Here is a 13606-nt window from a genome sequence, read left to right on the forward strand (position 1 = left end):
ATCGCTACGTTTCAAGCTTAAATCCGAAAATTGCCTTTGCACAGTCGGGGATGTTTCAATCCCGTTGCCGGGAATCGCTACGTTTCAAGCCTCAGAAGTGGCGTTTTTACTGGCTTTTACCGAGGCGATCGTTTCAATCCCGTTGCCGGGAATCGCTACGTTTCAAGTCCGCCAACTGAAACCCTTATAGAGCAAGGATTCTACTAGAAGTTTTGGCAGATCGAAAAAATGACCTCATTTCAGCCTCGCTTCTTGACATAAAATGTCAATAATGGAGAATCGCAAAATGCTACAACTATTAACTTGTCTAGGTTCTGGCGATTTTGGCAGAACCCCCTAGGTTTTAGCCCCCGCTTCGGTTTGCCAAACATCAATCTAGTAACATTATAGACGGACTGCATCCGGGCGTCCAGCGATCGATTAGATATCTTCATGTTAATTGTAGCGATCGCCCCCCTAGTTCTATTCAATCCTCAATACGGTATTCAGCCAACCGAACTTGCCACCATCACATCACTTACTAGGTAAATTATCCGGGTCAAAACCGAGCGATCGCAAATACTGCGCCAATTGTTGAGCCCGTTGTCGTTCTTGTTCAGCTCTTAGTTGCTCTTGTTGAGCACGTTGTCGTTCTTGTTCGGCTCTTAGTTGCTCTTGTTGAGCACGTTGTCGTTCTTGTTCGGCTCGCAGCCGTTCTTGCTGGGCTTGTTCTTCTCCTGTCAAATAGCGCTCGCCCCTTTCGTTGTACCATGACAATAACTCTTGGGGAATGCCAGCAGCTATCCCTTGATATCTTCCAATCCCCAAACCGATTTCACTCATCCAGTAGGGTTCACCTATCTGCAACTTATATTCACCATCTACTAACTTATACACTTCAAAAGGTTGATGTTGGTCGCGTCGCCAAAATTCGGGATTATAAATTACGTAGTACAACACACCCAGTTTGGTGTAGATGTCCATCTTTTCATCATATTCGCCCCCTGGTGTGTGCGACACCATTTCCAACACCAGTATGGGAACTACCCAGTTTTCTTCCCAAACTGCGTAAGAACGGCGAGACTTACCACCTTTTTTGCGTTCTACCCCCACGCTTAAAAAAGCATCTGGCACTACGGGTACTTTGGGACTGACTCCTGTCGTGTGATAAACTGCCATATCTACCCCAAAATACCAATCTGTACGATTTGCCCAAATTGAGTTCAGTAAAAATAGTAAGACGTTGGGCAAAAAGTTTTGGTCTTCGTTATCCACAGGTGTATCGTCACTACAAGGCAATTCGTCAGTGCTTGGTAACGCATTTTTGAGATCTTTTGACAGCATAGTCTTTGTCTCGCTGGCGTTCAGTTTCTCAATTATAGTGTAGGTGTTTAGCGTTTAATAAACCGTTCCGACAATTTCAAAGTAACTTGAAACTGAGGTTACTCAGAATTTCAGGCAAGTACTTGCATCCTTGTTAAATATTGTAGAGTCGCAATGCGTTCGGCTGAGTGTTGCGACCAATCACTCTTGAAATCCATTTTTTGCTCGGCATAAAATTCCTTCATAATCATGCCGGATGGCACTATCAGAACTGAGTACATTGATTGAGCAAGGTATCGATTCCGTGTCAGCAAAAAGAGGTGAAGTCATTGGTATTGTAACAGGACCCAAATAATCTTCAATGCGTTAAAGAATATCTCTAGGAATATTTGAAAAGAAGTCTAGTCCTGTCAAGTCACTTCAAATCTCGTGGCGATATCAATTAATGGGTTGATGTCATCAATGGGGATACGAGAAATGGTGTTGGCTACAGTGGATTTTGCAACTTGCTTGTACTTCACAATGTCGAGAACAGCTTCCAGAGAGGACTCAATAGAACCTTGCAACCATGCGGGGAATCTAGAGCAGTGTTCGCCTGCAAAGAACAGGGTGTTTTGGGGTCTTTGTGCTGCCAAGTAGTTGGATTTGCTGTCATCCCAGTGAATGGTGCATCTTCAGCACTTGACCGTTGATGTTCATTTTGGCATTGCTTTCCTCAAACACGGTCATAAATTTGCACAGATTGTCAGCGGCCAATGTAGCTGGTTATTCCGGCTCTTCAGCAATTGTCCACTGCCACATTCTTATAAGAAATTTGCTTAGCCTGTACTCTTCCCGATCCCATTGACCATTGACCCCCTGCCATACAAATGGATTGGGTTTGCTCGCATCTGCTTTGATTATTCCCCAACAGGCAATACCTTGATTTTCCTGCATAAACACAAGTTTGTCATCAACCCATTCAAGTTCTTCTATTGTTAGTAACTGATTGTGGGTGATATTGAGCCAATGATCGCCAGTTAATGCATAATATTCAAAAAGAGCTTTGGGAATTGTTAATTTCTGTTGTTCTAGTTTCTTCCACACTGCATCATAGCCAAGACCATCTGATGGATGGAGTGATAAATTTAATTTTTTTTGAAATTGACAAATATAATATTTTTTGAACATAGAATATATATTTAAGCTTCCTAAATCCTTCAAATTCTTAAAGACGCCAGCAGGAGGCTATCTTCAAGATATCCTGTGAGTGCAGGAGATGCTTGAATGTCTGTCCTATAGCGATCGCCATTTTCGCCAAAACTAAAAGCTTAATTTTACAAGCTTTGACAAGTATAGTTGATAAGTGGATATTGACAATACTCCAAAAATTTAGTTTTTGAACACGTAAGGAGCGTTTTATGCTGAAGCAGATGGTTGCTGTTTTACTTTTTTCGGGTGTGGCGCAGGCTACTCCTGTAAATAGAGTTGACTATCAACAGATGTATGGCAAATGCTTGAAGGCGGCTGGTGTTACAAATAATAGTTCAGTGGATCGGTGTTCGCGCCAAACGTTTACGGCTACAGAGCAGGAAATGAATCGCCTCTACAGTAAAATTTACAATCAAATTGCATCTCGACAGGCGGAAGATGCGAAAAAGTTTGAACTTTCTCAAAAGTTTTGGTTGAGCTATCGAGATAGTCATTGCAAGCTGGCTGGAGCTTATGTTGGTTCGCCGATGTATTCATACTGTCCAATGCAGTTAAATATTTCACGGGTTGCTGAATTAAGAGAGCTTGCTGGAGAGTGAGACTATTTCTAATTTCCATCGCTAATACCCCACTGAAATCCTAACGCTTGAATTTTTACCAATAAAGTTGAAACTTCAACGTTTGAACCCACAGGTGCTAAGTTCTCATTAAGAATATGTTGAGCCGTTGCAAAATCTTGAGCACTCTTAGCATCAACTCCTGTATGGAAGACAAGACGATTGACTTGTGCAAGGCGAGCAGCTAGAAGTTGTAAAAGAGCCATTAAAATACGATTACCTCCATAAGCACCGCAGCCCCAAAAACCTGTATGAATAATTACAAATTGCTCTTGAGCAGATTCAAAACATGATTCCACTTTTGCTGTAGCAAACCCAGTAAATGCTGTATCAAGGATGTATCGGATCTCTTGTTGAGTGTAAACACCATAGCCGTTAGAGGGGGCTTCCATGGCAATAATATTAGTCACTGTGGGCGGATTCAGTGGTTTTGTTGCGAGTTCAATAGCTTCTGCTGTAGCACGTGCAAAATTGTTACCATAGAGCCCGTAAGGTCTTGCGTTTTCTACACTAGCATCGGTCGCGATCGCACACCGTCTTTCCACGCCACGAATTAATATAGGCGTCGGTTCTCCAGCTTCTACTGTAAAGGGATCGATACCTGCATCAAGCAATGCTTCTCGTAAAGAACCAAGTGCAGGATGTTCAGCCACTTGCATCTCATCTTGTGCGAGTAGAGAGCCACTGTAGGCACAAAACAGGTCACAATGAGCAAAGTTCAGATACCACTCCACTTCATCATTTTTTTCATGCGATGGTTCGTATTCAAAGTAACCATATCGTTCCTCAAACTCAGTGCGATCGCTTGAAGAAGATAGATTAACTGGGAGTGTTATTTTACGCCAACGAGAGAAGACTATTTCACCGCTATGAATACAGCCTGGAGGACAAGCGATCTGATAAACAATTTTTTTGTTTTTGTTTTTTAATTTTGGTGGATGAGTGTCTACCAGACTTTGGGTTGTAAATTTATGGCGGCAAATTAGATTATCTGAAGCAGCATTCATGAATTTTTTTCCTTTTGACAGATTTTTATCTCAGAATTTGTCATATGACTTGTCTTTTGTTTATCACTTTAAGTTTGGTTCACCAGTTTTTTATTGATCGCCCCAATAACCAATGATAACAATTTTCATAACAAAATCTTTCTTATAAGCTAGAGATCGCTTGATTCGTGTAGACGTAGAAGAACATCTCGCATCTTATTGCAGATGTTTCTTCAGTTCAGCTGCTACTTGGACAAAAAGCGAGCAGGTTGCTGGAAGCTCGGCTAAACCATTCAATAGTCCGAAGTCATCACAATTTCATTTTACTTCTTTAAGTACCTAAGATATCTAGTAAAAGTTAAGTTAGATTCTACCTTTAATTCCTTAACTTTTCTGTATCGACTTTTCCCTGGGTAAATTCTATAAAGATAACAGAACACTAGCAATCAAGGATTTGAACTGATGACAAGTCAAATGAATTCTATGAATAATATGCACTGGAACAGAATTTTAACCTTTGCTTGACCAACAAGCATATTGTTATTTGCACAAGCTTGCGCCCCTAGTAGATTAATTTTTACCCATTCTACATTCTACTGTAGAAAGCCCTGTTAACTATCCGCTCAATCATAGTGGTAATTAAGTTTGTCTAAGCTTTTGGCATTAGCAAGATTAATCCGTTATGAACACCTTCCAAAGGGTGGAATCTTTGGAAATACTTTTTCTAAATAAATAGAACTGCAAATATCATGACACTCCAAAACATTGTAACTACGCTTGAGAATCAGATTCAAAATAATCAGATTGTGCTGACAAGCTCAACGCTAGAATTGATTCCTCTTAACAAGTTTCTGAATATTCTAAATTTAGAACAATTTGCCTTAAGAGATGTAGAAATTAATATCTCTGCAAATAGTGCTTCTCTGACTGGCAAAACATCTCTACTTGGTGTTGAGAATGCTGGGCTTGCCATCCTATTTACCGAAACTGACAGTGAAGTCACCTCTAAGCTGAATGCGATGCTCCCGATCGCTCACATTCCGGGAGCAACTTGGCTTTCACTGGAGAATGTGCAACTTGAATTGAACTTGAGTGCTGCAACAAATCAGCTTACAGGGACAATTGCTGGCGTATTGTCTGGCGGAAATATTGACGCCGTTGATGTCATTTTGACAATTGATGCAGCCACTGAGACGACTTGGCAAACGGAAATTTCTCGATTTAGTCTATCTGCGATCGCCCAGACATTCCTTGGTGGCGTTTCTCGTCCCGCTGAGTTACCAGACTTTGAGTTGACGATGATTGGCATTAGCATTACCCCAGCAACTGGGATGTTTGCTCTCCGAGGAGCAACCACCACTCAATTGGATTTGGCTACCGGAAGCGACGAACTGGGAGTTCAGGTGACGTTGACGGCAAATCGAACTGTCATGCTCGGTATGAGTCAAATTGACGCCTCCCTCAGCATTAGTGGTGAAGGGCTATTGGCGATCGCTAATGAACTAGTACTGAAAAACTTTAACTTAAATTTCACCTTAGAAGGTGGGGATTGGAGCTTATCTGGAGAAGTGTCAGCAGAGTTGTTTGAGCAGATGTTGACATTGTCTGCTGCATACAACCAGAACGACAATACTAAAAAATTCATGTTGATGACAACAACATCTGCCGAATTGGTAAATCTGGCAGGGGTAGGTACTTTCAACATTACAGGGCTGGCGATCGCTCTTGAGCGACAGTTAATTGAAGGGCAAACCACTGCAACTTCCACTTGGCAAGTCTCAGCAGATGGAGTCATGCGTGTAGACTCCGTTTTTGACTTCCAAGGAAATCTCACCCTTGCTCGTGAAGAAGAAACGACTCGTCTGGTGTTCATACCCAATCAAGCAACACTCTCCATTCCCTTACCACCGGATCGACGGTCGTCTATGAATCTAGAGTTTGGCGGCATTTCCATTGTCAGACGCAGCCCCGATCCAAGTACACCAAATCGCACAGCATGGATGTTTGTAGCTTCAGTGAACTTGGCGTTTAGTGGCTGGCATCCTTCAGTACAACAAGTTTTGCCAAACCGGATCGATGCGACATTCACAGCAGACAATGATTCTGTTCGCCTGAGTGCTGAACGCGTAGTTGCGCCTTTCGACTTTGCGATCCCTGATATCCAAATCGATAACAACACTCGCATTCCCCTCGGGAATGCCCGGATTGATGTCTCTGACTTAGCAATCTTGTTTGGTAATGAAATTGAACTGTCTGCTCGCATTGGGGTTGGTCTACCAGAAAATTTGAATAATCTGTTTGGCAGGGAGGCAGATGGCACACCTAGAGTTAGATTTTTTAATACTTTCGATCCAAGGCATCCAGAAGACACGGTTGTTCGGGTCGAACTGACAATTAACGCAGTTAGCGGTATCCGGCTAACACCCCGCACTTCCATTATTACAGCAGTGCGCCTGCAAGAGGAAAACGACGAAACCTTCTGGTATTTGGATCTGGATAGTTTTGGTGAAGTCAAGTTCCGGGTTCCTGTCTTCAGCTACGACAGTACAACTTCCAGTTTCCTAGCCAGTGGTGGCTTTGAAGTTGTCCGAGACCTCAGCTTGCCTCTAACCCCCGCCAAACTACTGCTCAATGCTACAGGATTAAATGCCGTTGCTGATACTCTGCCTGATGGAGTGCCTTTGCAACCCATTCAGATTTTAGATGACCGGGGTAATTTCAGGGTAGATGAACTGGCGTCCATTCTCAATCGCGTTAGCAGTGCGGAACTGCCGGATGAAGTCATGCAGGCGCTTGGGGTAATTGGCGATCGCCTAGATCGACTTCCTGACAGTTTCCGCCAATATCTCAACATCCAAATTCCCGACAACTTCTTTTTTAATATTGCCGTTACACCCACAGGTGAAGTGAAGTTGGAAGCGCGAGTCAACGAAGGCGATCGCCCAATCCGGTTCTTGTTCTCCGACCCCACTTTCCCAGTTCCCAACCCCATCCCCTCTATCATTGGGATTGAACTACGCAGTCTCTCTTTTGGTACGCTCTCCGGAGGTAGCCTGTTCTTGCTAGAAGTCGATGCCAATGTGGATTCGTTTGACTTGCTAACGCTAGCAGGTGCGCTGCTACTACCTGAGAACGACAGCATCCCGCTACCTAATAGCCGCGAGCTACACCGCCGCTTGATTTTGCACAAGCTGTTCATGCTGATTGTTTATCAGACTGGGATTCCCATCCCCATTCCCATGTTCTACGACGAAATTGGGATTGAGTACCTGGGATTGGAAGGGGTGAACTTTGAAACTCACACCCAGTTCCCCATGCCCAGCGTAAATTTGGCAGAGGTCGGGCAAATTCTCTCGAACTTCCAACAGTTCTTCACCGATCGCGATTTCTTGCTCAATCCCGACGATGCTCCCACAGATGTCAACCTAAGATTCACCTTACCTCTAAGCGGCAACTTCTTACAACTTCCAAAATACCTAGGCAGCCAACGGTTGGGTTCCACAGCTAGTGGCATTGAAATTGATGCTTACCGCAACCTTGCCAATTTGTTAAATGGTTTGAAAACCTTATCAGTCAACCAGTTGATTCAGGCGATGCCGCTGGAGTACCGCGTGAACAGCGTTGGTTTGAACTTTGGTCCCGCTGCTATTAATGCAGGCTGGTTAATTACAACCCCAAATGAATTCCGTCAAATTGCGGCTCAATCAGCACCTCGTCAAACGGTCTACAATCAGTTGGGCTTTGCCAGCGAGCAGCAGGCAAACGCCGCTTTGGCTGTTATCCCCACACTTGGAGGTAGTCGCAACGACGAGGGGTTAATGGTATTGATGCGGGGAACTTGGAATGTAACAAATGTTGCTATGCTGGATGCCGTATTTGGTTTAGCTGCATCTGGCTCACAAGGTTTTGCTACCGGATTCCGGATTGCAGGTGCTATTTCTAATATTATCGATTTGGAGATGGCTGGGAGTGTTGTCATTAATACTCTTAGAGCATCGTTAATGCCGACAGCACCCACGTCATCCCAAACTCCATCCCCCGTTTACGCTCTAGTATTTAATGGACAAAATAATTACATCACCCTCAACAACCCTGCTAGTTTGAATTTCACGGGTCAAATTACGATTGAAGCTTGGGTTAGACCTGAAGTTACGGACAGCTTGCGTAACATTGTCGCTCACGGGTTTACCCGCTCCCCCAACGGTGAGGTATTTTTGAGAATTAGTAACGGCAGCTATCAGATTGGCTCTTGGGATGGACAAGAATACTTGACATCAGTAGCAATTCCTGCTGAGGATATTGGCAATTGGGTACACCTAGCGGGGCTGTATGATGGCACAAGCTGGCGACTCTACCGCAATGGAGTAGAAGCCAGTGTGAATCAAGCAGCTAGAGGAGCGATCGCTGTCAGCGAAAACTGGGCAATTGGCGCTCGCGGTACTGGAACTGAACGTTTCTTCCAGGGACAAATTCAGGATGTCCGCATTTGGAACCGCGCCCTCTCAAGCCCAGAAATTCGGGTGAATATGTCTCGTCGTCTTAGAGGAGATGAGATTGGACTGGTGGGCTACTGGCAGCTGAACGAAGGACAGGGCACTGTTGCTAACGATCTGACCGGCAACAGGAATACTGGCACTATTCAAGGTGCCCAATGGCAAAGACTCCCAGCATCCATACTGATTCCAGTTAACTTACCAGACAATGCATCCTCCACAGGATTTCACTTAACGGGGCGCAGTTCCCTGTCAATTCTCAATCGCCAGATATTTAACGGCGATCTCCAAATCGTCAATGACCAATTTAGCTATCGGGGTGAGTTGAGCCTCTTCCCACAGGGATTTCCCATACAGGTAAACGGTCATCTAGAAGGACTGCTCAGCAACTCGAATTTTTACCTTGCAGGCAATGTGAACACTTCCCTTGCAGGCTTCGATTTGGTGAATGCAAGGGCGATCGTAGATAACAATCGGCTCTTTGTTCAAGGTAACTGGTTGGGAGTCATGACCACCCTTAACGTAGACGCTAGAAATCAGTTATTGTTGCAAGGAAATGTAAATATTAACTTGTGGGGACTGCAAGCAAATTTGTCGGTGGAGATTGACGGTAATCGTGGGGCAATGGTTCAGGGCACAATCCAAAGCTTAAGCGTCCTAAATGGTGCATTCAAACTCATTGGTGCTGGTGGGCGACCAAACCCCTCAATATTGTTCCGGGTCAGCCCGCAACAACCGCTGACAGCAGCTATTTCCGGTGCCATTCGGCTGTTAGGCATTGCAAGTGAAACTCAGATTGCTGTGGCGCAGGATCGGTTCTCTTTCCAAACCGAAGGTCGCCTCTTCAATGCTTTCCAGTCTGTCTTAGAAGTTCAGGGACAACAGCTCAACAATGCCGCCAACTTCCGAGTTGCAGGTAGAATGCAAAATGACTTGTTCGAGTACCTCAACCGAGAAACTTCTTTTGCCATTCAAACCGCAGTGGATACGGTAACGGCGGATCTCAGACGAGCGGAAATGGATGTTCAGAATGCTCAAAATCGAGTTAATCAACTCGACACGCAAATTACTGCTCAACGTAATATAGTGAGACAGGAACGGGCAACAGCAGACTCCCGTCTCAACGATGCACGCGCCACTGTCAACAGATCCCGACAAAATCTGGATAATATCGAGAGAGACATCCAGCGGTTGCAAAACGATCTTAACCGCGAACGGAACAATCAAGTTTGTACCCGAATTCCGCCTGTGATTGGAGCCAATGTTTGTGTTCCACGCCGACCGGATGAAATCGTCCGTCTCGAAGGGGAACTCCGGCTCCGTCAGGCAGGGCTACCTCTGGCAGAAACAGCTTTGCGGAGCAGCCAGGAAACGTTGAGATTAGCCGAACGGGGAGTTGCCACATTCCCCATTGATGCAGACCCACGTATAGCAACTCTGCTTGCAGCACGGGCATCTGCCAATGCCACTTTGATAGAGTTGCGAGACACCCTGCGATCCATCACAGCCACTGTGGGTGTATTTAGCTCCGTAAGTGACTTCATCCGACGCAACGGATTGAATAGTCTGCTAAATGTACGTTCTGCTAATTTCGATACCAGTCTCAACTCGGCTGTAGGTGGAATTATCTCCCTTAGCCTTAGCCTGATGTATTTGAATCAAAGTCGCAACATTAATCTAGCGTTCGACTTTAATAACCCGCTCAACAGTGCTAGAGCATTAGCTCGATTGCTGTTGCCCGCTTAATGATATCGCTGAGGACTGAGTTTCTTTCTCAGTTCTCACTCAATTAGAGGGAGCATTCCATTTTGGCATATTGCCTTTAGAAGAGGATTCTGATGCTAGACAAACAAAGTTCACCTACGCGGACTTAATGGAAGTCCGCGTAGGCAACTGGCGTAAGCCCTTACGGGGATAGCCTGCGGCATCGCGGAGCGTGCGCTTTGCGCTTAGCGTCTCCGTTCCTGAGATAGGGCGAACCCGGAGGGACTTCGTTTGTGTAGACGCGATTTCAATCCCAAACGTGTTTTTTCCAAATGGGGATGCTCCCTAATTAGATAGTATTAATTAGGTACAATCAAAAAATAATTGTCCGACCTTGTTCTTGAGCATCTTTCTTTGTATAAGAAACACCATCAACCTTAATTCCTTGTGGATTCAAAAGCGTGATAATGCCACCTTCATTGCCCAACTGAATATCCGTACCTAAAAGTTTGACTATAGTGGTGTTTCCAGGCTCAAGAACACCATCTAGTGGTAACTTTCGTTTTAATCGGTCGGTAATTGACCAACCATTCAAGTTGACTCTGCTGGAACTCGTATTCAGTAACGTTACAGTTTCTTTGCCAGAGTCAGCACCAAGCGGGTTTACCAACGCAGCAACAATGCGAACTTCTGCTCTGGTGACTGGTTCTGCAGGCAAGGTAGGTTCTGTCCCTACTCTAGCGTCTATTGGATTGCCAGTGCGATCGTCTGTATGGAACGACTGGGACTGAAATGCAAAGAAAGCTGCTAACCACTGGTTCCGATCTTGAAAGTGAATGAGTAAACCTCCATCTTGAAAAACACCGTTATCTTGGCTAAACCGTCCGCTGCTACCCTGATTCATATGAATGTTATGAATACCTCTACCCGGTCGGAAACCAAAAATTTTGTCGGGCTTGTCTTCAGGTCCAAAAGGTTCTCCAAAAACGTACAGAGCGGCATTTGGATTGTTCAGCGATCGCTGAATAAATAAGTCAATAATGTCATGTAAATCATCATCTTGTCCTGGAGCATCAGCCGGTAGAGCTTTTAGCTGATTGGGAGAGAAGAGGTTAGCGCGAATATAATCCAATGCAATACCTCCTGCTGTCCGTTCCGATTCCTTAATTTCGGTAAAGCCGAATTCTAAGTTAAGCAGTTGGTTGGTAATTGGATGCTCAAAATTATCATTGACAAAATAAAGCAAATCCACAGGAGCCTGTACTGATTTCACATTAATGGCAAGACGGTATTCATTTTTACCATCTTTAGCAAGAACCTGAAAGTGAGGGCTTTGGTCGTCTTCTCTTTCCATCTTGCTGTCTACAGCTTTACATTTAAGAACTCCGTAGCGTTTTAGCGACATATGCTCTCCATGAGTCAATTTAACGAACACTCCCAAATATGAGTCATTTGAGTTAGGTGTTCTCAATTCAAAATTGTACTAAATCAGTAAATACACGGTTTTCGATTCTCAGTATTTTGATGTTACTATAGATACGAGTGTGTCAAAGTTAGTGCATCTATTCATCGAACAATTGGTTTCTGGAGAAACATTTTATTGTTAATGTAACAGTAAATATCAAAAACTAATAATTATTTTAAAAAACCATGGTTTCTTGAGTTGACATAATGTTCTCATGAGAGAAGAAAAACTTTATGACTGTGTTTGAGTTAGCAATGATGGGAGTCGGTCATGTCGTTTGTAGAAAAATAGAGAAACGCGATCGCCTTCTAAATTCTTAAAAATTTTCTATCACTCAGGCACATTTTTATAATTATTTAGTCTATATACTTGGGAGTCATTTTGGGTGCTCTGCCATGACGTTACCCTTACCCAAAAATGATTCATGAATACTACTTATTTAAATGTAACGGTTGATTGGAATGCTGTTGAAGGACAGACCAAAGATGAACATTTTGGAATAAATGTTTATAGGGCTGTTGCAGATGCAGGTAACTCAAAATATCGCAGCAACATGAACTATATGAGTCCGGGAATAATCCGCTTTCATAATGTGGATTATATGAAAGACTCTAGCAAGGATCATGGCTTAATCGATACTAAAAATAAAACGTGGGACGTTCAAAAAGTTGTCAATACTATTCAAGCTTCCATTGATATGTTTGGTGCAGATCAGCCCAAACGCATGTTCAATATTCCTTCATGGCCAAGTTGGATGGACGCCAACAATGATGGTTATTTAGATAGCGATCGCTTTGACGAATACGCAAAATTATGCGCGGATTTAGTCAAAATTGTTAATAAGGATAATAACTTAGGCGTTCAATATTGGGAAATTACTAACGAGAAAGATATTGAATACTTTAGTATTTTTCACACTAAAAGTGGTTGGGGTAAGCTGATTGACCCAAATCAACCAGATCGTTTGGACGAATTAATAACTATTTATAACAAAGTTGCTGAAGCAATGAAGGCGGTCGATCCGAGCATTAAAGTCGGTGGACCAAGTATTGCTCGTCCTGACTTAACTCCTTTCTATGAACCCTTCGTCAAAGGAACAATAGACAATCTAGACTTTTTTACCTATCACTATTACCCTACAGGTAGTGCTTCGACTCCAGACCAAGAAGTCTTTAATGCTACTAATTCTATTGGGAAATACACAAAAAGTATTGTTGATACGCTCAAAAAGCTCAGCCCCGATCGAGAGATTCCTGCTATATTAGGTGAGTATAACATTAGCTGGACTTGGGAAACTCACGATCCACGTATGGCTAACAACAAAGGAGCCATTTTTGATGCATTATCAATAATAAAAGCTATAGAAAACGGTGCTTCAGCATCGCTCTCTTGGAATGAAAAAGACGGTAGCTACGGGAAAACAAGTTATAATGATACGTTACGTCCTGGTGGCGAACTTCTACATTTGTTTAATCAATATTTAGTTGGTAATCGTATTGCTACAACCAGCAATAACAGTAATATTGAAACTTTTGCAATAGATCGTCCTGGTTCTCATAAAGCCTATGTATTAATTAACTCTTCAAATAGCTCTCAAGAAGTTGCTGTTACATTCAATAATTGGAACTCAACATCATCTAATGTCAGCAAACATATTATTTCTGACTCTGGTTATAGTCAAGAATTAACTGCTTGGGATACGGTCAATAATAATACTATAGTGCTACCTGCAAACTCTGTTATTCTCTTTGAAGATGACAGTATTGATGTGGATTTACCCCCAACTTCCAATTCCGGTCCCACACTTCCAAACGATACCCAAGGCAATACTGACAATACTAATGGAGG

The 13606-nt window shown here is 43.4% G+C and carries 7 protein-coding genes, 1 pseudogene and 1 CRISPR repeat array (1 of these 9 cut by a window edge); of the genes and pseudogenes, 3 read left to right on the top strand and 5 right to left on the bottom strand.

The genetic code is table 11. The features are described 5' to 3' along the window. Positions 1-167: direct repeats of the CRISPR family, unit length 37 nt; unit sequence GTTTCAATCCCGTTGCCGGGAATCGCTACGTTTCAAG (it extends 1418 nt beyond the left edge of the window). 346 nt (positions 168-513) lie between these two features. The 3 genes and pseudogenes from AB0756_RS34970 to AB0756_RS34980 all read right to left on the bottom strand — a co-directional run bounded on the left by AB0756_RS34970 (position 514) and on the right by AB0756_RS34980 (position 2472). Continuing rightward, positions 514-1323, bottom strand: coding sequence for a Uma2 family endonuclease (locus tag AB0756_RS34970; protein WP_038073224.1), 810 nt, complete (start codon positions 1321-1323; stop codon positions 514-516). A gap of 389 nt (positions 1324-1712) precedes the next feature. Next, a pseudogene (locus AB0756_RS34975) lies at positions 1713-1973 on the bottom strand (hypothetical protein); the annotation flags it as partial. A gap of 94 nt (positions 1974-2067) precedes the next feature. Further along, a complete protein-coding gene (locus tag AB0756_RS34980) occupies positions 2068-2472 on the bottom strand; it encodes a hypothetical protein (protein ID WP_050045444.1) in 405 nt (134 codons plus the stop codon). Positions 2473-2702: 230 nt separating this feature from the next. Here AB0756_RS34980 and AB0756_RS34985 point away from each other — a divergent pair, with 230 nt between their 5' ends. Next, positions 2703-3092 (top strand): lysozyme inhibitor LprI family protein, encoded by a 390-nt coding sequence (locus AB0756_RS34985; protein WP_038073218.1) that lies wholly within the window; start codon positions 2703-2705, stop codon positions 3090-3092. A gap of 8 nt (positions 3093-3100) precedes the next feature. Here the strand turns inward: AB0756_RS34985 and AB0756_RS34990 are convergent, their stop codons facing one another. Then, positions 3101-4117, bottom strand: coding sequence for a hypothetical protein (locus AB0756_RS34990; RefSeq protein ID WP_038073215.1), 1017 nt, complete (start codon positions 4115-4117; stop codon positions 3101-3103). Between the two features lie 728 nt (positions 4118-4845). Between AB0756_RS34990 and AB0756_RS34995 the strand changes: the two genes are divergently transcribed. Next, positions 4846-10335: a LamG domain-containing protein gene (locus tag AB0756_RS34995; protein WP_038073212.1), complete on the top strand. Its 5490-nt coding sequence runs from the start codon at positions 4846-4848 to the stop codon at positions 10333-10335. A gap of 331 nt (positions 10336-10666) precedes the next feature. On the opposite strand, the gene AB0756_RS35000 is transcribed toward AB0756_RS34995, so the two are convergent. Continuing rightward, on the bottom strand, positions 10667-11698 hold the full coding sequence (locus AB0756_RS35000) for a DUF2278 family protein (protein WP_050045443.1): 1032 nt from the start codon (positions 11696-11698) through the stop codon (positions 10667-10669). Between the two features lie 484 nt (positions 11699-12182). Here AB0756_RS35000 and AB0756_RS35005 point away from each other — a divergent pair. Then, the coding region (locus AB0756_RS35005) for a GH39 family glycosyl hydrolase (RefSeq protein WP_408104038.1) at positions 12183-13606 on the top strand (1424 nt) is incomplete at its 3' end.

The sequence above is a fragment of the Tolypothrix campylonemoides VB511288_2 genome (assembly GCF_045999855.1).
Classification (GTDB): Bacteria; Cyanobacteriota; Cyanobacteriia; order Cyanobacteriales; family Nostocaceae; genus Scytonema; species Scytonema bouteillei_A.

Bases quoted from the DNA above. Each gene is read 5' to 3' on its own strand.
- AB0756_RS34980 (WP_050045444.1), bottom strand. From the start codon at position 2,472: ATGTTCAAAAAATATTATATTTGTCAATTTCAAAAAAAATTAAATTTA.
- AB0756_RS35000 (WP_050045443.1), bottom strand. From the start codon at position 11,698: ATGTCGCTAAAACGCTACGGAGTTCTTAAATGTAAAGCTGTAGACAGC.
- AB0756_RS34985 (WP_038073218.1), top strand. From the start codon at position 2,703: ATGCTGAAGCAGATGGTTGCTGTTTTACTTTTTTCGGGTGTGGCGCAG.
- AB0756_RS34995 (WP_038073212.1), top strand. From the start codon at position 4,846: ATGACACTCCAAAACATTGTAACTACGCTTGAGAATCAGATTCAAAAT.
- AB0756_RS34990 (WP_038073215.1), bottom strand. From the start codon at position 4,117: ATGAATGCTGCTTCAGATAATCTAATTTGCCGCCATAAATTTACAACC.
- AB0756_RS34970 (WP_038073224.1), bottom strand. From the start codon at position 1,323: ATGCTGTCAAAAGATCTCAAAAATGCGTTACCAAGCACTGACGAATTG.